Origin of the sequence: Rhodococcus sp. IEGM 1406 (genome assembly GCF_030056745.1) — a bacterium.
GTDB lineage: Bacteria > Actinomycetota > Actinomycetes > Mycobacteriales > Mycobacteriaceae > Rhodococcus_F > Rhodococcus_F erythropolis.
Genome location: NZ_JASHKO010000001.1, coordinates 924,413 through 950,484, shown reverse-complemented (window position 1 = coordinate 950,484; position 26,072 = coordinate 924,413). Strand labels below are relative to the sequence as shown.

General features: G+C 62.4%; 28 protein-coding genes. 12 read left to right on the top strand and 16 right to left on the bottom strand.

The window, feature by feature from the left end; all coding sequences use genetic code 11:
- Positions 1-2 precede the first annotated feature (2 nt).
- The 5 genes from QM596_RS04600 to QM596_RS04580 form a co-directional block, all read right to left on the bottom strand.
- Complete coding sequence (locus tag QM596_RS04600; RefSeq protein WP_020909123.1) at positions 3-653, bottom strand: NUDIX hydrolase; 651 nt, start codon at positions 651-653, stop codon at positions 3-5.
- Complete coding sequence (locus tag QM596_RS04595; protein ID WP_502943365.1) at positions 650-1,939, bottom strand: adenylosuccinate synthetase; 1,290 nt, start codon at positions 1,937-1,939, stop codon at positions 650-652. Before QM596_RS04595 ends, QM596_RS04600 begins: the two co-directional genes overlap by 4 nt.
- A gap of 9 nt (positions 1,940-1,948) precedes the next feature.
- Complete coding sequence (locus QM596_RS04590; protein WP_283308247.1) at positions 1,949-2,935, bottom strand: hypothetical protein; 987 nt, start codon at positions 2,933-2,935, stop codon at positions 1,949-1,951.
- Between the two features lie 5 nt (positions 2,936-2,940).
- Entirely contained in the window at positions 2,941-3,972 is a 1,032-nt protein-coding gene (locus QM596_RS04585) for a hypothetical protein (RefSeq protein ID WP_283308246.1), read from the bottom strand.
- Between the two features lie 84 nt (positions 3,973-4,056).
- Positions 4,057-4,956: a LysR family transcriptional regulator gene (locus QM596_RS04580; RefSeq protein ID WP_020970785.1), complete on the bottom strand. Its 900-nt coding sequence runs from the start codon at positions 4,954-4,956 to the stop codon at positions 4,057-4,059.
- A 188-nt stretch (positions 4,957-5,144) separates the two neighbouring features.
- On the opposite strand from QM596_RS04580, the gene QM596_RS04575 reads away from it, so the two are divergent.
- From QM596_RS04575 to QM596_RS04565, 3 genes are read left to right on the top strand one after another with little or no spacing between them, the layout of a single operon-like run.
- Positions 5,145-5,783, top strand: coding sequence for a hypothetical protein (locus QM596_RS04575; protein WP_283308245.1), 639 nt, complete (start codon positions 5,145-5,147; stop codon positions 5,781-5,783).
- Complete coding sequence (locus tag QM596_RS04570) at positions 5,780-5,959, top strand: SDR family NAD(P)-dependent oxidoreductase (protein ID WP_020909129.1); 180 nt, start codon at positions 5,780-5,782, stop codon at positions 5,957-5,959. The genes QM596_RS04575 and QM596_RS04570 overlap by 4 nt, the downstream gene beginning before the upstream one ends.
- 1 nt (position 5,960) lies before the next feature.
- The gene (locus QM596_RS04565; protein WP_283308244.1) at positions 5,961-6,305 is read left to right on the top strand and encodes an SDR family NAD(P)-dependent oxidoreductase; all 345 of its coding nucleotides are present in this window, start codon (positions 5,961-5,963) and stop codon (positions 6,303-6,305) included.
- Between the two features lie 15 nt (positions 6,306-6,320).
- Here QM596_RS04565 and QM596_RS04560 read toward each other — a convergent pair whose 3' ends face one another.
- The gene (locus QM596_RS04560) at positions 6,321-7,082 is read right to left on the bottom strand and encodes an SDR family NAD(P)-dependent oxidoreductase (protein ID WP_020909130.1); all 762 of its coding nucleotides are present in this window, start codon (positions 7,080-7,082) and stop codon (positions 6,321-6,323) included.
- A 198-nt stretch (positions 7,083-7,280) separates the two neighbouring features.
- Here QM596_RS04560 and QM596_RS04555 point away from each other — a divergent pair, with 198 nt between their 5' ends.
- The gene (locus QM596_RS04555) at positions 7,281-8,057 is read left to right on the top strand and encodes an SDR family oxidoreductase (RefSeq protein WP_003940546.1); all 777 of its coding nucleotides are present in this window, start codon (positions 7,281-7,283) and stop codon (positions 8,055-8,057) included.
- A gap of 110 nt (positions 8,058-8,167) precedes the next feature.
- On the opposite strand, the gene QM596_RS04550 is transcribed toward QM596_RS04555, so the two are convergent.
- The 6 genes from QM596_RS04550 to QM596_RS04525 are packed head-to-tail and all read right to left on the bottom strand — an operon-like array spanning position 8,168 to position 13,832.
- Positions 8,168-8,989, bottom strand: a complete 822-nt coding sequence (locus QM596_RS04550; protein ID WP_046380053.1) for a MaoC/PaaZ C-terminal domain-containing protein — start codon at positions 8,987-8,989, stop codon at positions 8,168-8,170.
- A gap of 14 nt (positions 8,990-9,003) precedes the next feature.
- A complete protein-coding gene (locus tag QM596_RS04545; protein ID WP_283308243.1) occupies positions 9,004-10,182 on the bottom strand; it encodes a lipid-transfer protein in 1,179 nt (392 codons plus the stop codon).
- The gene (locus tag QM596_RS04540) at positions 10,182-10,610 is read right to left on the bottom strand and encodes a MaoC family dehydratase (RefSeq protein WP_003940399.1); all 429 of its coding nucleotides are present in this window, start codon (positions 10,608-10,610) and stop codon (positions 10,182-10,184) included. Before QM596_RS04540 ends, QM596_RS04545 begins: the two co-directional genes overlap by 1 nt.
- Positions 10,607-11,722: an acyl-CoA dehydrogenase family protein gene (locus QM596_RS04535; protein WP_283308241.1), complete on the bottom strand. Its 1,116-nt coding sequence runs from the start codon at positions 11,720-11,722 to the stop codon at positions 10,607-10,609. Before QM596_RS04535 ends, QM596_RS04540 begins: the two co-directional genes overlap by 4 nt.
- A complete protein-coding gene (locus QM596_RS04530; RefSeq protein WP_133727097.1) occupies positions 11,722-12,669 on the bottom strand; it encodes a bifunctional MaoC family dehydratase N-terminal/OB-fold nucleic acid binding domain-containing protein in 948 nt (315 codons plus the stop codon). Before QM596_RS04530 ends, QM596_RS04535 begins: the two co-directional genes overlap by 1 nt.
- Positions 12,666-13,832 (bottom strand): acyl-CoA dehydrogenase family protein, encoded by a 1,167-nt coding sequence (locus tag QM596_RS04525; RefSeq protein ID WP_020970792.1) that lies wholly within the window; start codon positions 13,830-13,832, stop codon positions 12,666-12,668. The genes QM596_RS04530 and QM596_RS04525 overlap by 4 nt, the downstream gene beginning before the upstream one ends.
- Before the next feature lie 130 nt (positions 13,833-13,962).
- On the opposite strand from QM596_RS04525, the gene QM596_RS04520 reads away from it, so the two are divergent.
- The 4 genes from QM596_RS04520 (at position 13,963) to QM596_RS04505 (ending at position 17,073) form a co-directional block, all read left to right on the top strand.
- A complete protein-coding gene (locus QM596_RS04520) occupies positions 13,963-14,421 on the top strand; it encodes a nuclear transport factor 2 family protein (protein ID WP_019745302.1) in 459 nt (152 codons plus the stop codon).
- Between the two features lie 115 nt (positions 14,422-14,536).
- On the top strand, positions 14,537-15,394 hold the full coding sequence (locus QM596_RS04515) for a MetQ/NlpA family ABC transporter substrate-binding protein (protein WP_283308239.1): 858 nt from the start codon (positions 14,537-14,539) through the stop codon (positions 15,392-15,394).
- 12 nt (positions 15,395-15,406) lie between these two features.
- Positions 15,407-16,408 (top strand): methionine ABC transporter ATP-binding protein, encoded by a 1,002-nt coding sequence (locus tag QM596_RS04510; RefSeq protein WP_020970795.1) that lies wholly within the window; start codon positions 15,407-15,409, stop codon positions 16,406-16,408.
- Positions 16,405-17,073, top strand: coding sequence for a methionine ABC transporter permease (locus QM596_RS04505; protein WP_007732650.1), 669 nt, complete (start codon positions 16,405-16,407; stop codon positions 17,071-17,073). The genes QM596_RS04510 and QM596_RS04505 overlap by 4 nt, the downstream gene beginning before the upstream one ends.
- 4 nt (positions 17,074-17,077) lie before the next feature.
- On the opposite strand, the gene QM596_RS04500 is transcribed toward QM596_RS04505, so the two are convergent.
- A complete protein-coding gene (locus QM596_RS04500) occupies positions 17,078-18,298 on the bottom strand; it encodes a fatty acid desaturase family protein (RefSeq protein ID WP_003939858.1) in 1,221 nt (406 codons plus the stop codon).
- Positions 18,299-18,431: 133 nt separating this feature from the next.
- Between QM596_RS04500 and QM596_RS04495 the strand changes: the two genes are divergently transcribed.
- Together QM596_RS04495 and QM596_RS04490 are read left to right on the top strand one after the other, a co-directional pair.
- Positions 18,432-19,637, top strand: coding sequence for an enhanced intracellular survival protein Eis (locus QM596_RS04495; protein WP_029537021.1), 1,206 nt, complete (start codon positions 18,432-18,434; stop codon positions 19,635-19,637).
- A gap of 65 nt (positions 19,638-19,702) precedes the next feature.
- A complete protein-coding gene (locus QM596_RS04490; RefSeq protein ID WP_003939753.1) occupies positions 19,703-20,266 on the top strand; it encodes a GtrA family protein in 564 nt (187 codons plus the stop codon).
- 86 nt (positions 20,267-20,352) lie between these two features.
- On the opposite strand, the gene QM596_RS04485 is transcribed toward QM596_RS04490, so the two are convergent.
- Genes QM596_RS04485 through casI form a run of 3 tightly spaced genes read right to left on the bottom strand, consistent with a single transcriptional unit; the run spans position 20,353 to position 23,689 of the window.
- Positions 20,353-21,234 (bottom strand): LLM class F420-dependent oxidoreductase, encoded by an 882-nt coding sequence (locus QM596_RS04485; RefSeq protein WP_020970800.1) that lies wholly within the window; start codon positions 21,232-21,234, stop codon positions 20,353-20,355.
- Positions 21,231-22,061: an SDR family NAD(P)-dependent oxidoreductase gene (locus QM596_RS04480; RefSeq protein WP_021345551.1), complete on the bottom strand. Its 831-nt coding sequence runs from the start codon at positions 22,059-22,061 to the stop codon at positions 21,231-21,233. Before QM596_RS04480 ends, QM596_RS04485 begins: the two co-directional genes overlap by 4 nt.
- Entirely contained in the window at positions 22,058-23,689 is a 1,632-nt protein-coding gene (casI, locus tag QM596_RS04475; RefSeq protein ID WP_372588550.1) for a steroid-22-oyl-CoA synthetase, read from the bottom strand. Before casI ends, QM596_RS04480 begins: the two co-directional genes overlap by 4 nt.
- 254 nt (positions 23,690-23,943) lie before the next feature.
- Between casI and casG the strand changes: the two genes are divergently transcribed.
- Positions 23,944-25,605, top strand: a complete 1,662-nt coding sequence (gene casG, locus QM596_RS04470) for a steroid-24-oyl-CoA synthetase (protein ID WP_007732670.1) — start codon at positions 23,944-23,946, stop codon at positions 25,603-25,605.
- Positions 25,602-26,072 (top strand): nuclear transport factor 2 family protein, encoded by a 471-nt coding sequence (locus QM596_RS04465; RefSeq protein WP_020909146.1) that lies wholly within the window; start codon positions 25,602-25,604, stop codon positions 26,070-26,072. Before casG ends, QM596_RS04465 begins: the two co-directional genes overlap by 4 nt.

Sequence of the window (26,072 nt, the reverse complement as noted above, 5' to 3'; positions counted from 1 at the left end):
GGTCAGCTGTTTTCGGTCCACGCCCAGACCACCGCGGGTCGCCCGGTGGCACTGACCCGGACTCGTTCGTCCGTACGTTCCAGCCCTGGCAACGCTTTGAGCGTCCGGTTCAAGTTGCCCGGGTCCGGACGCACACCGGAAAGCTCCTCCGCCACCGCCAGCGCGTACGACGCCGGAAACGACGGACCCAGTAGTGCCCGCGTGAAAGCCTGATCTCGCCACAACAGGGTGTCAGCAAGGATCGGGCGGGTATCGGCGACTATCCGATTGTGGTCGAACGCAAGGTCCCCCGGGTTGTCCCAGCTCACCCATTCGGCCGAACCCGGCACTTCGTCCGACGAGATCACTGCCCACATGGTCACCGAGAGCGTCGGACCGCGGGGGTCGCGATTGGGTTCGTCGAACACGGTCAATTGACCGCTGACGAGGATCTTCTCGTCGGGAATTCCGAGCTTGGTGGTCACGGCTCGCCTGGCGGCGTCCTGCAGCCGCTCACCGGCGCCCAGCAGTACACCGGGCAGCGCCAACTGCCCGGTGTACGGCTCCGCTTGCCGCGGAGTGACGGCAAATCGCAACATCCCGGGTTCCGGATTGCCGAACCGGAGCGCGATGACATCGATCGAGACAAGTGACTGGTCCACACCGTCCATCATGCAGGCACTGGGCATCGCATCTGACGATCGACCCGGTCGGCACCGTTCGCGGTCAGCACTACCGGCGCACCCATTTCCTCGCTCAGATACCGGGCGAAATCCTCCGGGTCGGCCGGAAGTTCCTTCGGCACGACCCCTACGGCTTTCAGGGAATCTGTCAGCGCCTGCTGGTGATCGAGATCCTTCCACTCTCCGACGGGAACGAACGGCAATCCTTCGTACGCGTGCACCCCGTGGATCGGGATGCCTGCAGCCCGCGCGCGATCCATCGCGTCGAGATGAGTAAGCGCTAAGCCGTCGACGCCACCGCTCACCTCGATTGCGTAGTGCAACAACAACTCGTCGAAGTGGCCCGTCCGGAATCCGCCTTGATACTCACCCGTCCCGTTGTGCAGCTCGGGCAACACCTTCGCCAGCTCCGGATCCTCCGTCGGGAACGGCCCAGCTCCGTGTCGTGTCATGTACGTGCGGGTGACGCCGAGTACGTAACTGTCCCGGCCCAACTCGTCGATCATCACTCGCGCGTTGGACGGCTCGACCGTCGACCACGTGGTGTGTGGGTGAAACCCCCGCCACTCGTCGAGAAGGACACCTTGTGCCCCCTCGAACACCAGACGACCACCGGCACCCAACGCGCCCAGCGCATCCGGGTCGGAGATGTCCACGACGGCACCGAATTCGGCGTACATGTCGACCATGTCGTCGATCGGCGGAAACCCGTGGCGACTCTCCGCGATCAACGGTCCGTAGAATGTGGCCAACGCCGACAACTTACGACGCAAGGAATCAGGTCGCCGGCAGTCTCCCACCGTAGGCGCACTCGCAACTTCGAGCGCATACGCCGCGGTCTCACCGATCCCCTTGCCACACGAGCCGTGTCGGTTACCGCCGCGAGCATCCTCGCGGGCCCTGTTGGCGGCCACGTGGATCGGTGTCGTCAACAATGCGCGCGCGTCGATCCGTATCAGATCGAACGGATTTCGAACTCCGAGCGCTTCCAGTGCACGCGCTTCCCGTGCGAGCGCGATGGGTTCGACCAACACGAATCTCGAGAGAAACGTCGGGACGCCGGACAGCGTTCCCGAGCCGAACTGCGAAAACGTGTGGTGGCGCTCGCCGACCGTCACGTTGTGCGCTGCCTGTGCCCCACCGTTGAAGCGGACCACTGCGGCCACATTCAGATCGGCTCGATCGGAGCAAAGCCAATCGACGGTTGCCCCCTTCCCTGCATCTCCGAACCCGAGGTCTACGACGACGATATCGCGGTCTTCGAACGGCTCCATCATGTTCTCCTTCTAGGCGAAATCGACATCGTCCGTGCAGGTTCCGAGATCGCGAGGCAACCCGGCCACCGTCGCGGTGCTGCGCCCTGGAATCAGGGCGAGAGCCTTTCCGACAGTCTCGGCTTCAGCTCTTGAACCGATGTCGCGGAGATCCGCCAGTCCGTCACGCAGGTCGATGCGGTCCTCGCCGATTCCGACCGTCAGCGCGATCAGTTCGCACACCGCGGCGGGATCGTCGAGTTTGACGAAGCGTTCACCGAGCAACGTCTTCCAGTGATCCGCGATTTCCGGATCGTTGAAGTACGACGACTGATCCGGCAGAACGAAGTAGACGTTCCATCTTTCTTCGAGTTCACGGTAGATCGACGGCACCGACACGTCCTGACGTACCTTGTCCCCGATCACCGAACGGATGTGACGAGCCGAGAGCCGCGGCTTGTTCAGCTCGTCGCCGATGATGAAGAGGTAGCCTTTCCTTCCGCGCTTCTCCCAGGCATCCGTACTGGTGTGACGTGCCACGAAATATGCGGCCAATTCATAGCTTTCCGACTTCTGACCACCACCGTTGCCCTCGAGGAAGATGGTCCGAAGCTGCTCGTCCATCGCGTTACCCGACTCGAACTGGCCGACTTGTAGTGGCACCTGATCGGAATCGGCGTCGCCGATACCACCGAACAGAATCTGCGGATCATCCGCATATCCCTTGCGTTGCAGCAGCCCGTGCAGCTTTCCGAGCTTGTCCTGCATGATTCGAGGAACAGCGCCCATCGAGCCGGTGACATCGAAAAGCACTGCTATCGGGAGAGAATCGGGGTGCCCGTCCGAGTCTCGGCATTCACGCTTGTCGACGCCGAAGGGGTCGAGGGTCGGGTCCGCTTTCCAACTGCTTCGCGGACGCGACCGAAGCGAATCGGTGTAACCGAAATCGTCGACACCGCGTGCGGCACGAAAAGTCTTGCCCGCCAAATAGGTGTTGTCGTCCCAGTATCCGTAGCCCATGACAATCACTGTCCTTTCGTGGATGGAACGGCGAACGGACGAAATGTCCGCTGGCCATAGAGAAGATCGAGGAGTTCGTCGAACTCGCCAAGTAGGTCGACCGCGTCGGGACGCAATCTCGGGTTGTCCTGCATGCAGCCGTCGGCAAACGCCTTCATCCGTTCGTGGGTCTGCTCGCCCAGCATTCGGAGCATCAAATGATGAGCCATGTACACGTCCCAGGCCGGAGACGCTCCTTCGCCGAGTTCCGGTGGGTACGAATCACGATCGGAACCGATCGTCGCCACCGGGCGGCTGCCCGTACGGGTGGCAAAGGACCAGCCGACCAGCACCACCCCGTGCCGATCAGGCTCGATCAGCACGTTCTCCGCGGTAATCGCGGTGTGCACCCAACCAGTCGCATGCGCTGCTGCCAGAGCACGAAGTAGCCGTCGGTGCATCCACGCCCAGTCCCGTGGATCGAGGCCACCTGGATACGCCTCACGGACCTCGGCGAGACTCACAAAACCTTCGGTCAGATCGTCCAACACATCGATCTGACGTCTCGTGCCGCTGCCCACATGGGTGATTTGATCGATCAATCGCGGGAAGTACGAGACTGCCCAACCGGCTTCGCACGAATTCTCGATGTCCGTCAACACGTTCCGTTCAGCCTCGATCATCGAGTTCGCCCGAGGGTTTCGCGGAATCTTCAGTACGACACCGGCATCGGACCGGTACAGGTTAGCGACCGAGCCGCGCGCTACCAGTCCACCCAACGTGTACTCGCCCCGCTCGCCGACATAAACGGGTCGAGAATCTGCCGGCTCGAACTCCGCTGCCCAACTGCGGTAAAGCTCGTTCAACCGAGATGTTGCGGCCGAGTATCGCACCCGATCTTCGGGCTTCGCCCGGTCCGGATGAATGGCGGAGGCGAGCCGATGAAAACGACGCTTCGCAGCGCGACGGGTGTCGTGATCGCTGGAGTCTCCCCCGAACACATCGGCCGAAACTCGCGCTGCCTCGACGATTTCAAGTGCCGTGCTGATCGTTTTCATGGTTTTAGTCTAACTGACTAAAACGAAGACGGCAAGAATGCGTATTTCATCCGAGTACATGCGCATCACATCAGGACACGGCAATCACCTGGCGGCACCGAGGGCTGAAACAGCTTTGCGTAGCTCGATCACTGCCGGACTGCTGTCGCCCTCGCGGGTACACAGATCGATCGAACACTGCTCGATGTCGGAAATGCGCACGAAACTGATATCCGAGCGGGTGTAGTACTCGGCAATGGTTGCTGCCGTTATCACCACCGCCCGACCGTTGGCGACAACCTCGAGTGCTTCGTCCATCGTGCGGACCGAGGGACCGTACCGGACGGGTACACCACTCGGGCGCGGGTCCACCGACCACCATTTCACCCATTCGGGTGGTGCGCCGTCACTCGAAACCTGCACAGTCCCATCTATTTCAGAAATTTCGATGCTCGCGCGACCCGCCAGTTGGTGCCCTCGAGGCAGAGCCACCACCCGCGGTTCGACGCCTATCCGTTCGAGCACCACACCGTCGAGCACCGGCAGTGGCGGTCGCACGAATGCCGCGTCGACGGTCGCGCTCGCCACCGCCGAAACCTGTTGGGACCAATCCAACTGGACGAGCTCCACCTCCGCATGCAACGAATCGATCACCGCACGCCCCAAACTCCCGGCAGCCCCGTTGATGAATCCGATCCGCAACCGCCTGGCCCGCCGACGCTCGAGTGCGTCGAGACCGTTCATCGCGCGAACGGCAAACTCGAGAGCGGGCCGCGCATCCGCGACGAACACCTCACCCGCGGCGGTGAGCACCACCGGATGCGAACTGCGATCGACCAACTCGACTCCCACCTGCTCCTCGAGTCGACGAATCTGCTGACTGAGGGCGGGCGCGGTGACGAACAGCCGGTCTGCCGCTCGCCCGAAGTGCCCTTCCGCCACGACGACGAGCAACGAGGACACCAAACGCAGATTCAGATCTTCGCCTCTTCTCGCCTTCTTCATTACCGTCCATTCGGTTGTTTTCGGCCCGCCGCCCGACTTAAAGTGACGACCATCACGGTATCTGAACAGTGAAGTTAAGCAAACTGGCAATTCTCGAACGAAGATCTACATGTACAGCGAATGCCTCGCCAGGTCACAGTTGTCGCAGATCCGGACAGCCCGCCGAATCTGCGAAACCAGGAGATGTGATGAGCAGGTACGAGCACGAATTCGTCCACATGATGGATGGCGTCGAAAAGCAATTGGAAACCATCGACAATCCGCGGCACCAGAAGATCCTCCGTAACTACCGACGCCACGCCTTGCTCGAGGTCTCCGGTCGCTACAAGGAAATCCTCTCGCCGGACATGACCGTCGAAGAACCCGTCTACCGGTTGTTCGAAGACGGTCAGTCGATTGTCCTCGACGGCATGGACGCCGTCACCAACTTCTACCAGTCACTCGCCGAGACGGACACCCTTGTCATGTGGACCGGGAAGTCCGACTTCGCGGTATCGGACAGCGGGTTCTCGGGTGAGACACTCTTCAGTCAATTCGTTCCTGGATCGATCCTCGGAGACGGGGTGTTCGGCGCGGTGCACGAATCGGGCGGATCCACGTCCGCAGCCCCTGAACAGTCGTCGGGCATCGACTCCGACGGTTGGTATCTCGTGCGTCGGACCTTGGCATTCGTCTGGCCGTACGACGAGCAGGGTCGACTCATCGGTGAGCACGTCTACGAAGATTCTGCTTCGAAAGTCGTCACCAAGGTGGATCCGAGCGAGGTCATCACGGCAGCGCGCGCAGCCGAACTGCTTGCCCCACTGCTCGAAACGCACCTGCCGTGAGCGCGCCCGTAGCCATTGTCACGGGCGCAGCGGCCGGGTTGGGCGCCGCTATTGCCGAGCGGCTTGCCGAGGACTTCGGCACCCTGCTTCTACTCGACATCGAAGAGGCTGCACTCGCCGACACCGCAGCACGCCTGGAAAGCCTTGGCGTCGATCGGTGCCCGCTTGGGCGGTGACATGCTCGCGCACTACGGACCGTCGAAGGTCGCCGTGATCGAGATGAGTCACAGCGTCGCCCGGATCGGCGCGACTCGAGGGCTCCGTTCGAACACGGTCATGCCCGGGCTGATCCTCACCGACATGTGGCTGCGAACCATCAAGGAACTGCGTCGGCGCGATGCTGCACTAGCGGGCGTTTCCGATGCTGATGTCTTCGATTCTTTTGTTGCCCAAATGGTTCCGATGGGTCGAGCCCAGACGCCCGGAGACATCGCCGAGATGGTCGTGTTCTTGCTCAGCGACAAGGCTCGCAACGTCACCGGGCAGACGATTGCCGTCGACGGCGGCGCCGTGATGACCTGATCGAGTCGATGGCGGTCAGCCCCAGCGCGACTGACCGCCGTCGAGCGGGATCGTGGCACCCGTCAGGTAACCGGCGTCTTCGCTGACGAGGAAGACGACGGCACGACCGATGTCGGTCTCGGGATCTCCGACGCGTCCCAGCGGGATACCCGCGACAAAAGCCGCAGCCTCTTCCGGATTCTTGTCCATCCACCACTGCAACGCGGGGGTCTTGGCGTGCGGGGCGACATTGAGAACGCGGATGTTGTCCTTGCCCCATTCACAGGCGGCAGCGCGGGTCAACGAGCGCATGCCTTCCTTGATGGAACCGTAAGCGCCGTAGTTACTGGCATCCCAGCGCACGGCGGCCGAGGTGACCATGTTGATGATGACGCCGCCCCCACGACTGTTCATGTGCGGGTACGACGCCTGCATCATGCGCAGGGTGGCGAGTGGGCCCGTCGCGAAAGAACGCTCGAAGTCTTCGTCCAGCACGCTCAAGAGCGGGCCGGGCTTGCAGTCGTTGGCGTTGTTGACCAGGATGTCGATTCCGCCGAACAGTTCGACGGTTCGGTCCACGGCCGCCGTGATGTCGTCCTTCTTACTGACGTCACAAACCACGGCCTCACCGCGCGCACCGATGTCAGCGAGTAGTCCGCAGGTGGTGTGCAACTTGGATTCGGTGCGACCGGCAACGGCGATCACGGCGCCCTCTTTGGCCAAGGCCAGGGCAATCCCCTGCCCGATTCCCTGACCCGCACCCGTGATGAGTGCAACTTTGCCTTCGAGCTTGCCCATGTGACTACTCCAATGTCTGTCGACGCAGAGGTCCCTTTGCGGGAGGGACCGGTCGATTCTGGTGACTGCCGCCGTTTGTCGTCTACACTCGACCTACAAAACAACCAAGCACTTGCTTGACCCTAAGGTGTGCGACCACGTCGCGTCAATCACATTGGGCGGCAATTCAGCTCGGCACCGCACCAGGAAGGCTCCACCGTGACACTGCCCAACCCCGTCGATTTCAGCGGACGCTCGGTGATCGTCACCGGCGGCACCAAAGGCATCGGCTACGTCATCGCCGAAACCTTCCTCGCCGCGGGTGCGAACGTGCTGGTCTGTGGCCGTAACGAGCCCGAAAACCTACCCACCGCCGACGGCCGTAGCGCAGCCTTTCGCGCCACTGACGTCCGCGATCCCGCCGACGCCGCAGCCCTCGTCCAGGATGCCGTCGAGCGCTTCGGCCGTCTGGACGTCCTGGTCAACAACGCCGGCGGCTCCCCCGATGCCGATGCTGCGACGGTGTCACCCCGCTTCGTCGAGAAGATCGTGGCCCTGAACCTGTTGGCACCCTTCAACGTTGCCCAGGCCGCCAACGCAGTGATGCAGACTCAGGACGACGGCGGTGCCATCATCAACATCGGCAGTGTCTCGGCAATCGATCCGCAGCCCGGAACCGCGGCGTACAGCGCAGCCAAGGCCGGCCTCCTCGTTCTGACCAAGGCATTGGCCCTCGAATGGGCGCCGAAGGTCCGGATCAACCACATCACCACCGGCCTGATCCGTACCGAGGCTGCCGCCGAGGTCTACGGCGCCGACGGCGGCGCGGCGGTCACCAGGACCATTCCGATGGAGCGCATGGCCGTCCCGGCCGATATCGCAAACTCCTGCCTGTTCCTGGCGAGCCCACTCTCCTCGTACGTGAACGGCGCCGACATCGCCGTTCACGGCGGCGGTGAGTACCCGGCTCGCTACATGGCGACCCATCAGGACTGAACACAAGCACAGAGCAGCCCCTGAGCGAATCGCTCAGGGGCTGCTTCTTCGTGCAAACAACTGCGGGGCGCGACAAGGGGTCAAGCACCCCGCAGTTGAGTCTGGAGGGACTAGTGGGCGGAGAAGCTCACTCGTGCACCGGAAATCGCTACCTGATCACCCTTGGTGACCTGGAAGGCCAGGTCGTCGGGAGTTCCCCACGCAACGATGGACGGCGACTCACCCGGATGGATCGCCGCAGCGAATCGGCCCTCGAGACTGACAAGATCAGCCGGATGCACTCCGGCGACCCGAGCAAGCTCGAGTGTGCTGGCGGCCAACGTGCACAGCCCGTGCATGATCGGACGCGGCTGGTTGATCCGCGCCGCAGCCTCGGGATCGATGTGGATGTGGTGTTTGTCGCCCAGGAGCCGGTACATCGCCGTCTGGTTCTCCGCTGTGGTCAGCACACCGGTCAGCGAAGGCTCACCGGTCGGCTCCGCCGGACGTGAGGGTCCACGTTCTCCGCCGAATCCACCGGCACCGGGAGCAAAAAGTGACCAGGTCGCGACGAAGTACTCGCATTCCACCTTCACTTCGAACACCGCTGCTGCGCCCTTGTCCCACACCTCGCCGACCGAAGCCTTCAACGTCACCTCACCGCTACGCGGAAGCGGAGCAAGCACTTTCAACTCTTGCGAGCCGTGCAGTGCCGTCGAGGTGTCGAAGGCGCCCGCCGAGCCCAGAGCGTCGGGAGCCCACTGTGCCAGCGTCAGAGCAAAAGTCGGCAGTACCCGAAGCTGATCCTCGAAGACGAGGTCCAGCTCGGTTGACTTGGCGCCCACGGCGAGTGCGTACAAGATCGCGTCGCGCTCGGTGTACGCCACGGTGCGGGTGCCGAGATCGGCTCCGCGCCAATCGCCGGCGGTCTTCGCAGCTTCCGAAGTTGTCACTGTCATTTCCTCTCTTAAACAGCGCCTAGAACGAGACCGCTGGTGGGCACTGCCGTTCCGGCTGTGACCAAGACGTTTTCGACGCCATCGGGCTGATTGGTCGACGTTCCTCGGACCAGTCGCACACCTTCGGCAATTCCGTTGACGCCGTGCAGGTATGCCTCGCCGACCTGACCACCGTGAGTGTTGGACGGCAAGCGTCCACCGATCTCGAGGTTGCCTTCGCGAATGAAGTCCTTGGCTTCGCCTGGCTTGCAGAAGCCCAGTTCTTCGAGCTGCGGAAGCACCAACGGGGTGAAGTGGTCGTACAGAATCGCGGCGTTGATGTCATCAGGGGTCAGGCCGCTCTGGCCGTACAACTGACGAGCAACCAGGCCCATCTCCGGGATACCCGAGATGTCAGGACGGTAGTAGCTGGTCATCATGTGCTGATCCTTGCTACTGCCCTGAGCGGCGCCCTTGATGATGACGGGCTTGTTGGCCAGATCCTTTGCACGCTCGGCAGAGACGATGACCAATGCCTGGCCGCCGTCGGTTTCCTGGCAGCAGTCGAGCAGGTGCAGAGGCTCGGCGATCCAGCGCGAGTTCTGATGGTCTTCGAGTGTGATCGGACGCTCGTAGAACCAGGCAGCCGGGTTGTTGGCGGCATGCTTGCGCGCCACCACTGCAACTCGTCCGAAGTCCTCACTCGTCGCACCGTACTGGTGCATGTAGCGGCGGGCGAACAGGGCGACCCACTGAGCGGGAGTCGACAATCCCTGCGGAGTCATCCACGCATATGCCGCGCGATCCGCGGTGCTGTCCATGGGGCGATCGTGCTGCCCAAGGCCGTAGCGCACACCGGAGCGCTCGTTGAAGGCGCGGTAACAAACCACGACGTCGGCAACACCCGTCGCAACTGCCATGGCCGCCTGCTGCACGGTGGCACACGCGGCGCCGCCGCCGTAGTGAATGCGCGAGAAGAACTTCAGCTCGCCGAGGCCACAGTTGCGAGCCACAATGGCTTCGCCGTTTGTCTCCGACGTGTAGGTGGACAGACCGTCGACCTCGGACGGATCGATACCGGCGTCAGCGAGTGCCGCGACGATGGCCTCACACGCCAACTGCAGTTCGGTGCGGCCGGAGTTCTTGGAGAACTCGGTGGATCCGATGCCGACGATGGCGGCGGCTCCCGAGAGTGGGCTGATCGCCATCAGGGCCTCTCCTCTTCCTTGAAAGCGACTGCGACGGTGCCGGATGCATGATTGCCGAGGCTGTTTGCACCCTGCACCTTGACCACGACCACTCCGTCTTCCTTGGACACGACCTCACCGGTCATCGTCATGGTGTCACCCGGGTAGTTGGGCGCCCCGAGACGAATGGCGATGCGGCGCAGGGTCGATGCAGATCCGGCCCAGTCCGTGACGTATCGACCGACAAGACCGTTGCTCGTGAGGATGTTCATGAAGACATCCTTGGAGCCGCGCTCCTGGGCCAGGCTCGGATCGTGGTGCACGTCCTGGAAATCGCGGGTGGCGATTGCGGTGGCGACGATCAACGTACGGGTCAACGGGATCGCCAACTCGGGCAATGCCTCTCCGACAACGACGTCTGCGTAACTACGACCGGCAAGAACGGTCATGCGAGCACCTCCACACCGGATGCGAGCTGCGCACCCAGACGCGCGAGATCGGAGCTGGAACCGCCGAGGGTGGCAGCAATCTGCTTGCCCCACAAGAGGTGACGGTGAACCGGGTAGTCGGTGTCGACGCCCATACCGCCGTGGACATGCGTGGTGCGATGCACGACGCGCTGTCCGCCGTCGGTTGCCCACCACTTGGCGACCAGTACCGAGGTGCCGAGATCCAATCCCTCGGAGATACGCCAGGCGGCCTGCCATAGTGTCACCCTCATCGCTTCGAGATCGATGTAGCAGTCAGCGAGTTGATGATTGACGGCCTGGAAGGTCGCCAGCGGACGGCCGAACTGCTTGCGGCCGTTCAGGTACGTGACAGCCTGCGCGACTGCACCCGAGCCGACACCCCATTGAATTGCGGCCAATGCCAGCTCAACTCGGTCGATCAGCCACGGAACCGTGGTGCCGTCAGCCGCACCGATCAGCTGCGCGGGGGCACCGGCAAAGGTGACGTTGGCACAGATCTCCCAGTTGGTGGACTGCGTCTGTTCGAGCGTCACTCCTTCGGCACTCAGATCCACAAGCAGCAGTGCCGTACCGGTGGAAGCGGTTGCCGAAACGAGAGCAAGGTTCGCGACGTGAGTCATCGGCACTACTGCCTTCTCACCCGTCACGGTCCAGTTGCCGTCGGCGTCCTGCTCGGCCGTGGTCAGCGGGTCGCCGCCCGTGTACGGCCCGAATTCCTCGAGCCCGACGGTCAGGAATCGACTGCCGTCGGCAACACTCGGAAGGAGCTCGGCACGAAGGGAATCGGAACCGAACTCGTTGACAGCCAATGCCGCAAGGATCGTTTCCCAGATCGGCACGGCCGCAACGTGACGGCCCTGCTCCTCCAGCAGTGCGTACAGCTCGGACAAGCCGAGTCCGCCGCCGCCGAACTCCTCGGGCAGTGCGATACCGAGCAGGCCGGTACTCGCGAGTTCTCGCCACAGTTCGCGGTCGACACGCTCGGTGGAAAGTTCGATCTCCTTGGTGCGCTCGATCGTTGCCTTGCTGGTGAAGACCTCGTCGGCCAGTGAGCGAATCGCGTCCTGCTCTTCGCTGAAATTGAAGTCCATCAGTGCTCCTCGCGTACGGCCGGCCGGAACGCGGGAAGCGTCAGATCCGGGTCGGCGTCGATCCAGTCAAGTTCCACGGGCATGTCGACCACGACATCTTCGGGCGCGATACCCACCATGTTGGCGATCAATCGGGTTCCCTCTTCGAGTTCGATTACCGCAACGATGAGCGGGTAGTCGAACGCGTCGATCTTGGGGTGATGATTGACCACGAAGCTGTACACCGTGCCACGCCCCGACGCGTCGATCGTGTCCCACTCGAGTGACTGGCACTCGCCGCACATCGGGCCGGTGGGATGACGCAACGTCTTGCAGGACGTGCAGCGCTGGATCACCAGACGGTGCTCCTTGGCCGCTTCGAACCAGAAAGCATTGTCCGCGTTGAGAGCCGGACGCGGACGCAATGCGCGCGGAGCCTCCGGGGCCTTGGCTTCCTGCGGCTTGAACCGCAGTGTCCGCCACCGCTGCGTGCCGACAACTTCGTCGTCGCCGTTGCGGTACGTCTTGAGCGTCGTCACGAAGTGTCCGACGCCGAGTCCGGTCTTCTTTTCAGGGGAAATCGACTCGATGACCTCGGTGTAGTTCACGCGATCGCCTGGGCGCAGTTCGGCGAAGAACTCCTGATCGGAATCGGTGGCGACGACGGAACTGTAGCCCGCAGCGTCGAGGGTGGCGATCAGATCGGTCCACACCTGCGACGGGTCGTTGCCCGCCATCTTGTCGGTGAACGTCCGCATGATCCAGACCTGGAGCATCTGAGCCGGAGCGACGACGCCGTCACGGCCGGTGGCGCGGGCAGCGTCGTCGTCGAGGTAGACGGGGTTGGTATCGCCCATGGTCTCGGCCCAATGCCGGATCATGGGGATGTTGACCTCGTCGGGTCCCCAGGTTGTGGGAACAAGCGTCTGGCCGACAAAAGCGTCGAGTTGCGCCGAAATGTCGCTCACTTGACCCTCTTTTCGCGAACGAGTCCCAAGCCGATGGTGCCGACCATGTCACGCAGAACCTCGTTGACGCCGCCGCCGAAGGTGTTCACGACACCCTGACGCGAGATCTGCTCGATCTGACCGGCAAGCAAAGCGCCCGGAGACTCGGGGCGGATGCGTCCGGCGGAGCCGAGAATTCCGAGCAGGGTGCGGTAGACGTCGACGTGAGTCTCGGTCCCGTACGTCTTGGTAGCGCCGGCGTCGGCTCCGGAGAGCGTGTCCTGTGCGACGGCTGCCGTCATCTTCCAGTTCAGCAGGCGCATGGCCTCGAGCTTGGCGTGTGTACGAGCGAAGTCCTGCTGCACCCACGGGATGTTGATGGCACCGTTTTCCTTGGCCCAGTCCAGAACGAGGTTCCACAGACCGTAAGTGCGACCACCGATGGCCGCCAAGCCGATTCGCTCGTGATTGAGCTGAGCCGTGATGAGCTGCCAGCCGCCGTTGACCTCGCCGACAACGTCCTTCGACGGAACACGAATGCCGGAGTAGTACGTCGACGTCACCATCAAACCGCCGACGGTGTTGATCGGTGACCACTCGAAGCCTGCGTCCTCGGTGGGGACGATCAGGATCGAGATGCCCTTGTGCTTGGGGGCGTCCGCGTCGGTGCGGCAGGCCAGCCACACGTAGTCGGCAGTGTTTGCGCCACTGGTGAAGATCTTGTTGCCGTCGACGATCCACTCGTCACCGTCGAGAACCGCACGAGTCTTGAGTGATGCGAGGTCGGTGCCGGCCTCGGGCTCGGTGTAGCCGATGGCGAAGACGATGTCGCCGGCAAGAATGCCGGGCAGGAATCGTTCCTTCTGCTCTTCGGTGCCGTACTTCATCAACGTCGGTCCGACGGTATTGACCGTCACGAAGGGGAACGGCAGTCCCGCGCGCTGAACCTCGTCGAAGAACACGAACTGTTCTTCGATGGAGCGGCCCTGTCCACCGAATTCCTTGGGCCAACCGATGCCGAGCCAGCCGTCCTTACCCAGCAACTTCACGATCTCGCGGAAGTACTCGCCGCCCACACCTTGCTCGCCGGCCGCGCGACGCTTCTCTTCCGGCAGCAGCGCCGCGAAGTACGCGCGCAACTCCTTGCGGAGCTCCTGCTGCTCGGGCGATTCCCTCAGATCCATCGCTGTTTCTCCTATGGCATTCATGGCTGGCAACTCTTGGTCTGGACGCTAACCAGATGCCCAGGTGGGCGCTGTGAATGTCTCGTTGAGCGGGAAGCCGAAACATGAGCGGCGTCACATAGGGTGAGATATGCGCATGGACTCCTCGGATCGCGTCGCTCTCACCGACTTGGCCGCCAGGTATGCACAGGCCGTCGACCGCCGAAACACCACCGCGCTTGCGGCTCTCTTCACTGACGACGTGGCATTCGTCTTGCCGCCGGCATTGAACGGAACGGATGCGCCGACGGAGATACGTGGGAACACCGTCGTCAGCAGTTCGGTGGTCGATGCCGTCTCACATCTGCACTCGACCCGGCACATCGTCGAGCAGCAGATCCTCGACCTCGACAGCCCCACCACCGCGCACGGTGAGGCCTACTGCTCCGCTCACCACATCTATCCGCGGGGCGAGGGCCACCGGGACAACCGGATCGAGATTCGTTATCAGGACAGCTTCGAAAAGGTCGACGGCACCTGGCTGTTCTCGCGTCGCGAATTGGTAGTCGATTTTGCCGAGGACGTTCCGGTCATCCTGCTCGGACAATAGGTACAGGAAAAAATCGCGGTGATTCTGTATCTCCTCACGGGAGGTTTACCGGGCTAGCGTTCAGCAACTGTCACGCCATCTCGGCGTGACGTTCGGCTATGTCTTGGAGATTCACATGTCACGCTCGCGCACCAGAAGATTCCTCGCTGCCTTCGCAGTGGCCGCCGTCGCAGTCGGAACCGTCGCAGCGTGCTCGAGCGACAACTCCTCCGATGAGAACGCGCCCCTTCGCATCGTCGCTTCTTCGGTTCCGCACGCCGAGATCTTGAAGTTCGTCGAAGAAAAGGGCCTGCTCGACGACACCAAGATCGAGGTCAGCGAGATCACCGGCGACCTCGACGCCAACGAGGTGCTCGAAGCGGGCGACACCGACGCCAACTTCTTCCAGCACGTGCCCTATCAGGAATCGTGGTCGAAGGAAAAGGGTGTCGACGACCTGGTCGCCGTGGCGAAGGTCCACGTCGAGCCCCTCGGTGCATATTCCAAGAAGGTCACCAACCTGGCCGACCTGCGCCAGGGCGCAACGGTCGCTTTGTCCAACAACGTGACGAACTTCGCCCGTGGGCTGTACCTGCTGCAGCAGGCCGGTTTGATCAAGCTCGATCAGCAGTTGGGAGCCCCCGGCACCGACATCACGCAGATCAGCGAGAAGAACATCATCGACAACCCCAAGGGACTCACGTTCACCCAGGTCGATCCCCCGCAGCTTCCGCGCACTCTCGACGACGGAAATGTCGATCTCGCAATCATCAACGGCAACTACGCAATCGAAGGCGGCCTCAATCCCGCCAAGGACGCACTGGTGCTCGAGAAGGCCGAGGGCAACCCGTACGCCAACGTCCTGACGGTTCGCACCTCCCTCGAAAACGATGCGCGAGTGCAGAAGTTGGCCGAGGCATTGACGTCCACCGACGTCGCGACGTTCATCGAGCAGACCTACCAGGGCTCGGTCATTCCGGCCAGCGCTACCTGATCGAGACCCGTCATGGTCTTCTCGATCGAATCGGTCTCCAAGGAATACGGCAGCGGCACAAAAGTTCTGCATGCACTCGATTCCGTGTCCCTGAAAATCGAAGACGGCGAGATCTTCGGCATCATCGGCAAGAGCGGCGCCGGTAAATCGACTCTGCTGCGCTGCCTCAACCTGCTCGAACGCCCGACCAGTGGCCGGATTCTGTTGGGCGACACCGATCTGACCGCGTTGAGCCCGGCGCAGTTGCGCGATGCACGCAAGCGGATCGGTGTCGTGTTCCAGCATTTCAACCTGCTGCACTCCCGCTCGGTCGCCGCCAACATCGCCTTTCCTCTCGAAGTGGCGGGGTACTCGCGGGCAGATCGCCGTGCCCGCGTCGACGAGCTGATCGAGTTGGTCGGCCTGGAAGACCGACGTGACGCCTTCCCTTCGCAACTGTCCGGCGGACAGAAACAACGGGTCGGGATCGCGAGGGCCTTGGCGGCTTCTCCCGATGTCCTCCTGTGCGACGAAGCCACGAGCGCCCTCGACTCGGATACGACCGATTCGATCCTCGACCTGCTCGCCGACCTCAATCGACGTCTGGGTGTGACCATCGTTCTGATCACCCACGAGCTCAACGTGGTTCGACGGATCTGTCACCGCGCCGCCCTGATCGACCAGGGACGTATCGTCGACGAGGGAACGCTCACCGAACTGGTTGCGGACCCGGACTCACCCCTCGGCGAGGCGCTACTGCCGACCGGAACGGTGCGAACGTCCCCGACCGGAATTCCGGCACTCCTCACCTTTGTCGATTCGCTGTCGACCTCGCCCGTGATTTCCCAACTCTCGCGTGATCTCGATGTCGACGTCACCGTGATCTCCGGCGGTATCGAGGACATCGGAGCCCATCAGGTCGGCCGCCTTCGCGTGGAGTTCGCCTCGCACACCGGACTCGCCAACGACGAAGAGACAAGAAAGTCTGTCGAAGAACATCTTTCGCAGCGCGGAGTGAAGGTGACGTTCTCATGAACAAGACGTCCTGGCAGGATTCCCTGGGCGAAGCATGGGAAGCCCTACTCGACACGCTCTACATGGTCGGCGTCTCGTTCGTGCTCACCGTGATCATCGGTATCGCCCTCGGCGTTCTGTTGCACGCGAGCGCGCCCGACGGAATCCGTCCGAACCGCGTTCTCAATTCGGTACTGGGCACCGTGGTGAACATCGGCCGTTCGCTGCCGTTCGTGATTCTGTTGGTCCTCCTCATCCCGGCGACGCGGGCGATCGTCGGAACAGCGCTCGGGGCGACGGCAGCGATCGTCCCGCTGACCATCGGCTCGGTGCCCTTCTTCGCTCGCGTCGTCGAGAACGCACTGCGTGAGGTCGATTCCGGACGCGTCGAAGCAGCACGATCCATGGGCGCCACCGACAAGGACATCATCACCAAGGTCCTACTGCCCGAATCAGTTCCGGGATTGGTAGCCGGAGCGACCCTGACGGCGGTGATGCTGATCGGTTTCTCAGCCATGGCAGGCGCCATCGGCGCCGGCGGTCTCGGCGACTTCGCGATCAAGTACGGCTACCAACGATTCAACACCCCGGTGTTGTTCGTCGCTGTCGTGATCTTGATCGTGTTGGTTCAGGCGATCCAGTCGACCGGCGATCTCGTAGTTCGTTCGATGGCCCACAAGCGGTAACCGATCAGCTCGACACCATCGCGATCGCAGTTCGCAGGCCTCGCCGCTTACCGGTCTGCGGATCGACGCCGAAGACTTCCTTGATTCCGCCGCGGATGCGGAACTTCAACTCCGAGTGCGTCTCCGGAGCATCGTCCTGGGACGCGGAGAGAAACCTGTTGGGCAGCGACAACTTCCAGATGGTCCGCAACGTCAATCCGTACTGCTTCCACAGCGGCCCGGTGGTGTACGGGAGGTCGTACTTGTCACACAAGTCCCGCAGCGGCACCGCGATTTCCGAGTACCGATTGCTCGGCAGGTCAGGGAAGCAGTGATGCTCGATCTGGTAGCAGAGGTTGCCGCTCATGAAGGCCATGACGGGGCCGGCATGAAAGTTGGCGGACCCCAGCATCTGTCGTAAGTACCACTGAGCGCGGGATTCGTTCTCGAATTCCTCGAGCGTGAACTTCTCGGCACCGTCGGGGAAGTGCCCGCAGAAGATGACGGCGTAACTCCAATAGTTGCGGATGAGATTTGCAACGGCGTTGGCCGTCAACGTGGTCTTCCACGCCGGGCCGGTCAGGGCGGGGAACAGGATGTAATCCTTCGCCACCTGTCGCGCGATCTTCTTTCCGACGTCCTTGGCCATCTCCGATTTCTCGGACCACTTCACCTCGCCCTTGCGAAGCTTGTCGGTCTCGAGGTGATGCAGTGCGACGCCCCACTCGAAGAGGGTCGCCAGCACGAAATTCGTGATCGGTTGGAAGAGATAGTCGGCGTGCCACTTCTGATCGCGCGTGACGCGCATGATGCCGTAGCCGACATCGTTGTCGAGGCCGACGATGTTGGTGAACTTGTGATGAGTGAAGTTGTGCGAGTGCTTCCATCCCGAGGACGGGCAGGTGTTGTCCCACTCCCAGTTGCTCGAGTGAATCTCGGGATCGTTCATCCAGTCCCACTGACCGTGGATGATGTTGTGGCCGAGTTCCATGTTCTCGATGATCTTGCCGACCCCCAGCAGCGCAGTCCCCAGAATCCAGGCAGGCTTCTTCTTGCTGGCGAACAAGACGATGCGGCCGGCCACCATCAGAGAGCGTTGAAACGCGATCGTCCGCTGGATGTATCGAGCATCGTGCGCGCCGCGCTTCTCCTCGATGTCGAGCCGAATGGCGTCCAACTCGCGCCCGAGCGCTTCGACGTCTTCCTCGGTGAGATGGGCATATTCCTTGATGTCGGTGATCGCCACAGTGTTTCTCCGTATCGGTTTTCTCCGTGCCGCAGGACTGGTCCGTCGGGCGGTACCCCTGGGAGCCGGTGCGGAAACGTCAGCCCCGATATTCATGTGCGTCTTCACGCAATCTATGCCAAAGTCGATATACGTGAGCCCCGAAAACAAGATCACCATCCGCACCGCTACCGAGAGCGACTGGCCGGCTCTCCAACTACTCGACTCGGTGGGGTTCGGTTTTCACCCGTCTCCCGCGGTCAGCGAACTGACGAAGGCTCTCTACAAGCCCGAGGACATCATCCTCGCCGTCGACGGTGACCTACCCGTCGGCGTGGCCATCGAAATCGACATGGAATTCACCGTGCCCGGCGGACGCCAACTCCCCACGCGCGGAATCACCTGGGTATCCGTCGCCCCGACTCACCGTCGCCGTGGCGTCCTACGCTCGATGTTCACTGCACTTCACGCCCACATCGAGTCGACCGGAGCACCACTTGCCGCCCTGACGGCCAGCGAGGCCGGCATCTACAACCGCTTCGGATACGGCCCGGCCACCTTCAGCGAGGGCATCACCCTCGATCGCCGCTTCGCGCGGTTCCGCCCCGAGGTGCCCGACAACGGTGGCGTGTCGATCGTCGACGTCAAAGCTGCCTCGACGCTTCTACCCGAGATCTACGACCGCTGGCGACTGCTGACACCCGGCGCTCAATTGCGTCCGCAACCGCTCTGGGACCACATGTTCGCCGACCCGTCCGAGGATCGTGACGGCGCCTCCGGACTGTTCTTTCTGACACACGCGGACGGATACATCGCTTACCGGCACACGAGCGAGGGCCGCGACAGCATCGCCCGGATCGACGAGTTCGTGACGATCACCGAAGACGCGCACGCGGCGCTGTGGCGCACGATCTGCGGCCTCGACCTCGTCACCCGGATCGAGACACGCCAACATCCTGCCGATCCACTCCGGCTGATGCTGACGGACTACCGCCTTGCCCGAACGACGACGCGCTCCGATCGACTGTGGCTGCGCATCATGGACGTGCCCGCGGCTCTCGAGGCTCGCGAATATGCTGCTGACCTGGACACCGTCATCAAGGTCGAAGATCCGTTCCTGAAGGCCGGCGGAACTTTTGCACTTCAGGTCAAGGGTGGCAAGGCCACCTGTACGGCCACTGACGCGGAGCCCGCGATCACGATGCCCTCTGATGTCCTGAGCAGCTTGTACCTGGGCGAGCACCAGGCCAAGACCTTCGCGGCGGCGCACCGACTCCACGCGTCCGATCCGCGGGAAATCCGGAATTTCGACTTCGCCTTCAACGCAGAGAAGCCCGCAATTCTCGGGTACGGATTCTGATGATCTTGCCGACACGGGCATCGACGATTTGTGCCGTCGGTCGTATTCAGGGTTAGCCTCGAACAATGGCGTTTGTCGAAAAGATGGTCAATAGGCTTCCTGAGCGGGTTCTCGTGCGCGTCCTGCCGCACGCAGAAATGCTCAAGTTCCTGGTGGTCGGCGGCATCGCCTTCATCGTCACCACGGTGCTGTTCTTCGGCATCAAGTGGACGGTTCTGCCTCAGCACCCGGTGACGGCCAACATCCTTGCGGTCCTGATCGCGACGGTTCTGTCTTACGTCCTCAACCGCGAATGGTCGTTTGCTCAGCGCGGTGGTCGACAGCGCCATCACGAGGCCGCTCTGTTCTTCATCGTCGCGGGTATCGGTTTGGCCATCAACCAGGTACCTCTCTGGACCTCCAGGTACGTGTTCCACCTGCGTCAACCCGAGGTGTCGGTGTTGATGGAGAACTTCGCGGACTTCATCAGCGGATCGATCATCGGGACCCTGCTGGCGACGGCCTTCCGCTGGTGGGCCATGCGTCGGTACGTCTTCCCCGAAGAAGCCACCGACAGCCAGGTCGTTCTCGACATCGAAGCGACTCCCGGCACCAAGACGCCGACAACCGACGCCACCGCCCTCGACTGACGTCCCGGATCGACGCACCCGATCGCTCGCGCTTCGTGGGCGCGATGGTCCTGAACGGGCTGGCGCATCCCTGATCAGAGAAAGGACTACGCGCCGAGCCCCAGCCGCTTCGAGCATTCAGCCATTTCGTCGATGATCAATTCCAACGACGTGCCACGACGGCTCGCGGACAACACGATTCGATCGGCTCCCAACCCGCGTGCCCACTCGAGTTTCGCTTCGTCGAGCCTGGGCAGTGTCGCACCGAGTACCAGCGATACGTCGGCAGGATCTCGATCTGCCTTCACCGCAGCCGCTTTCATCGCCGCTACAGCCTTGTCGAGATCTTCACCGGCCAGTCCCAGCGGCTGGAAACCATCACCCAACCGGCCTGCTCGCCGAGCAGCAGCGAGACTGTGTCCACCGATGTAGAGCGGAACTCCGGATTCGCGGTGCGGCTTCGGCCAGCTGTACGCACCCTTGAACGAGAAGTAATCGCCGTCGAAATCGACTGCTTCCTTGCCCTCCCAGAGTGAACGCATCACCGCGATGGCCTCATCGGCTACCTTGCCGCGGCGCTCGAAGTCACCGCCGCACGCTTCGATCTCTTCTTTCATCCAGCCCAGACCGAGACAGATGCGCAATCGCCCACCCGAAAGTCGATCCAGCGTCGCCAAGCGCTTGGCAAGCACTACCGGATTGTGGTTGGGAAGCACCAGAACTCCGGTGGACAGACCCAAAGTCGTTGTGGCGCCGGCAACAAATGACAGTAGTTCCAGTGGGTCCGGGATGTCACAGTCATCGGGTAGGTGAGATTTTCCGGTCGGAGAGTACGGGTATTCGCTCGCCGTATCCGCGATGACAACCGAGTGCTCCACGGCCGAGATCTCGTCGAAACCCAACGATTCGGCAGCACGGGCGAATTGCAGAATCCAGGCGGGATCTCCACTTCGACCCAATTCGACCGGAACAACTACGCCGAGCTTCATACCGTTTCCTCCAGTGTCGCCATCAATTTCGGACCGTCCACGACGCGACCGAGGAACCGGTCCGCATCCGGATCTGTTGCAAGCCACACCGCAGCAGCGGCGGGCACGGATGCCGGTGTGGCCGCAAATCCGGCTTCCACTATCGCGTCCGCGCCACCACGGGCTTTCCCTGATTCCGTGATGACAAATCCCGGACTCAGGTTGAACGCTTTGATTCCGGCGCCTCGATACTCCGAGTTGATCGCTCCGGCGATACGTCCGAACGACGCCTTCGACGCGGCGTACGACAAACCCCAACCACCCTCGCCGGGAGGCGCAGGCGGATCCAGGGTCGCCGAACCAGATGCGAGGTTGACGACCACCCCGTTGCCGCTCTTGATCATCGACGGCAGAATCACCTGAATCAACGCAAGCTGGTGCAGATAGTTGCCGATCGCCATCGCCTGGGCGTCGTCGATCTCGATGTCGAGCACCCGGTCCATGTTTCCGACCGTCTGGGCGTAGGCGTTGTTCACCAACACGTCGACATGTCCCCACTCCGCCAGCACCCGTTCACCGGCGCCGCGGACGGAGGCCAGATCGAGCAGATTCATCGGAACGGCCAAGGCGCGCACACCGAAGGACTCGATCTCGGCAACCGTCGTCTCCAGGCTGCCGGGTACCGGAATGACCTGCTCCCCCTGCCTCGTTCGCGGGGCCGCCCGCCCTTCGCCTTCACGAACGGTGCGGGCTGTGATCGCAACATCGAATCCGGCGCGCGCGAATGCCAGCGCGCACTCACGGCCGATCCCCCGGGAAGCGCCGGTTACCAGCGCAACACGACTCATAGGAACCGCGTGCGGCCGTGAGTCTCGAACTCCTTCTCCAGGTTCACCACGTCAGCTTCGGTCATCAACGTGTATTCGGGAGTGCCTCGGCCCACCCAGTGGAACACTGGTTCGTCGGTCCGCCAGCGGTCGGCTTGAAGTTCACGTTTGAGTACCTTGTTGGAGCCCGTGACGGGCAGATCAGTCGAAACACGAACAAATCGCGGCGCTGCCTTGGTACCCAAATCCGCCTGCGCGGCAAGGTAGGCAGCGAACTCGGCCGGATCGAAATCGGCAAAGTCGGCGACCTCGACAGCTGCCATCACCTGATCGCCCGAACGCGGATCCGGTACCGCGAAGACACCCGTGGCAATCACTTTGGGGTGCCGACGCAGGATGTGCTCGATCATCAGGGCCGAGGTGTTCTCACCGTCGACGCGGATCCAGTCACCCTTACGTCCGGCGAAGTAGATGAACCCGGCCTCGTCGACGTAGCCGAGATCGCCTGTCCAGTACCAACCGTGGCGAATCTTCTCGGCAATTGCGTCTTCGTTCTTGTAGTACCCCTCGAACTTCTTCGATCCGGCCTTGTCGACCATCTCGCCGATGGATTCGTCGGGGTTCAGCACGTGACCGTGCTCGTCGAGAATTGCGCGGGGTCGCTCTTCGCGGGTATCGGGATCGACGATGACGATGTTCTCGCTCGCCGGACGGCCAAGCGCGCCGGCAGGTTGGTTCGGATCGAGCACGACCGAACCGGCACCTTCACTCGAACCGTATCCCTCGAAAAGCTGCGCACCGAAACGGCGGATGAACTCTGCCTTGTCCCCCGGCGACGCCTCGGTCCCGAAGCCGTGCGTGAGGGTGTTCTCGATGTCGTCGGGCAGTTCCGGCGTCGCCATGAGATACCCCAAGGCCTTACCGACGTAGGTGAAATATGTTGCGCCGTAGAACCGAACGTCCGGCATGAATCCCGAGGCGGTGAACTTACGAACGAGGCAGACCGTAGCTCCCTGCGAAAGGGCCGGCGCCCACAGAGCCATCAACGCGTTGCCGTGGAAGAGCGGCATGCAGCAGTAGCAGACGTCGTCGCGGTCGATGTCGTACTTGGCGCAGTTCGCGTAGGCCAACCGCGTCAGACGCCCCTGGCTGCACCGCACCGCCTTGGACATTCCGGTGGTGCCCGAGGTGAAGAGAAGCAAGAACAGCGTCGACGCGTCGACGCCGAGGTCGATCTGAGGCGACTCGACCTGGTGAGCGGAAATCTTGTCCGGGTATGACGCGTCGTCGACCAGAACAAAACGATCTTCGGTCAGTCCGAGGTCAAGGCCGGACAACTTCTCGTAGCCCGCTTTGTCGGTGACGATCAGCTGGCAGTCGACGTACCGAACCTCAGCCTCGAGTTCAGCTCCACGCCTGGTCGGATTGATGCCGACGATCGTGGCCCCGGTCAGGGCCGCGCCGCCGAGCCAGAACAGGAACTCGGGATCGTTCTCCAGAAGTACTCCGATGTGAAACGGTCCAGGCGCGCGAAGCGACTTCGCAAGCGAGCCGCGCGCCGCGCTCTCGCGCACCACCTCGTCCCAGCTCCAGTCCTGCGTCCGCGTCCGCAGACCCAGGTGCTGATCACCGAGACGGTCGATCAACATCTGCGCGACGTCCTCGCGCTGAGGAGCTGCAAGAGCTGCATTCGAAGATGCTTCGGTGGCGGTGTTCGTCATCGTGTCCTGTGTCCTAGTCGATATCGGAATGTCGATTACTCCAACTGCGATACGACTCGAACGTATCGACGCCTCAATGCCGGAACCGTCCCAGTCTCGCTCAGTGGTAACCGCCGCCACAGATATGATTTTCTCGTGAGATTTTGTGACGTGAAAAGCGCCACAATACGAAAGGCCATTCCATGACTGCCCCCGCAGATCCGCAGTTGCTTCTGGACCAGGCGGTCTCACGCCTCACCGGTCCAGGTGGGCCATTCGAGATCGTCGAAGAAGAGGTTCTCGGCACCGTCATGCCCGTGATGAAGAACCGTGGTCACGCCATCGGTGAACTCATCTCGGCATCTCGCGCCTGGGGCGACGGCGACTATCTCGTCACCAGCGATCGTCGAATCTCGTTCACCGAGCACGCCGATTCCGTCGCCGCGCTGGCAACTGCTCTGCGGGACAAGTACGGAGTCCGCAAGGGCGACCGTGTGGGCATCCTCGCTGCCAACACTCCCGAATGGGTCATGACGTTCTTCGCGACGCAGGCGCTCGGCGCGATCGCTGTCGGTCTCAACGGTTGGTGGGTTCCGCGCGAGGTCACCCACGGGATCGAGCTCTCACGCCCGAAGGTTCTGGTCGTGGACGCCAAGCGCGGCGCCGCCCTCCCCGAACTGCCGGCAGACATCACGGTCCTCACCATGGAAGAGGATCTGCCCGCGCTCATCGCGGAATATGCAGGCTCCGACGTGCCGAGCACCGACATCGACGAGGACGACCCCGCCGTAATCCTGTTCACCAGCGGTACCAGTGGCCGCCCCAAGGGCGCACTCCACTCGCACCGCAACGTGATGGCCGTCGTCGACTACCACAAATACAGCGACGCGATCGGCGCTGCATTCACCGGCCGTGAGTACGACGCTTCCAAGCCGAGCCCATTGCGTTATCTACTCACCTCCCCGCTCTTCCACATCGCCAGCCTGCACAATCTGGTGGTCCCCCGTCTCGCGACAGGCAGCGCCGTCATCCTGACCGAGGGCGGCTTCGACGTCGACAAGGTGCTCGGGTTGGTCGAACGCGAGCGCGTCACCAACTGGGGTGCTGTCCCCACGATGGCATCGCGGCTACTCGAACACGGCAACATCGCCAAGTACGACGTCTCTTCGTTGACTGCATTCTCGCTGGCGTCCGCGCCGTCGTCGCCCGCGTTCAAGGAACGCCTCAAGGAGCAGGTGCCGTTCGCACGCAACGCTCTGGTCGACAGTTACGGCCTCACCGAATGCAGCACCGCAATTGCGGTCGCCGTCGGCGCCGAACTCGAAGAGTTCCCAGGTACTCTCGGACGTCCGATCATCACCGTCTCGATGGAGATTCGCGATCCCTTCGGCGAGTGGCTGCCGGACGGCATCGAAGGTGAAGTGTGCGTGCGCAGCCCGTTCGTCATGCTCGGATACTGGGAGAACGACGAGGCGACCGAGTCTGCAATTGCACCGGGACGCTGGCTCCGCACCGGCGATTTCGGCGTCATCGAGAACGGACGTCTCCGTCTCACCGGTCGTCGTTCCGACCTGATCCTGCGTGGTGGCGAGAACGTCTACCCCACCGAGATCGAGCAGACGCTCGACGAACACCCCGACGTGATCGAGTGCGCTGTCATCGGCATGCCGCACCCCGACCTCGGCCAGGAAGTGTCCGCCGTGGTTGTACTGCGTCCCGGGGCTGCCACCACGGAGGCGGAGCTGCGCGACTACGCCGCCGAGCGACTTTCCTACTTCAAGGTGCCGTCGAAGTGGCGCATCACCAGTGATCTGTTGCCTCGCAACGCAACCGGCAAGATGGTTCGGCGCGAGATCACCGTATGACCGCGGAGCTGTCACGGATCGTCGCCGAGTCTGCGATCCGTGACCTGCTCTGTGAGTACACGCATCTGATCGATCAGGGCAGATTGGGTGAAGTCGCTGCATTGTTCGCCCAGTCCGACTACGGGCAGTGCGGACCGGACGGGGTTGCCACCACTCTCATTTCGTCCGACGCCGACGCAGTGTTCGCAGCCTGCAGCGGCTTCATTCGGATGTACGGAGATCCGCCGGTTCCACGCACCAAACATCTGCTGACCAACACGCGAATCTCGGTCGACGGTGAATCAGCGACGGCGCTCTCGTACGTCACGGTCATACAAGGTACCGAAGATCTTGCCCTGCAACCTATTTTGTCGGGGCGCTACTTCGATCGCTTCACGTGCATCGACGGGTCGTGGCAGTTCAGCTCGAGGCTCTTCTGTTTGGACAACATGGGCGACATGTCCGCTCATGCCAAGCGGGCACTGTAG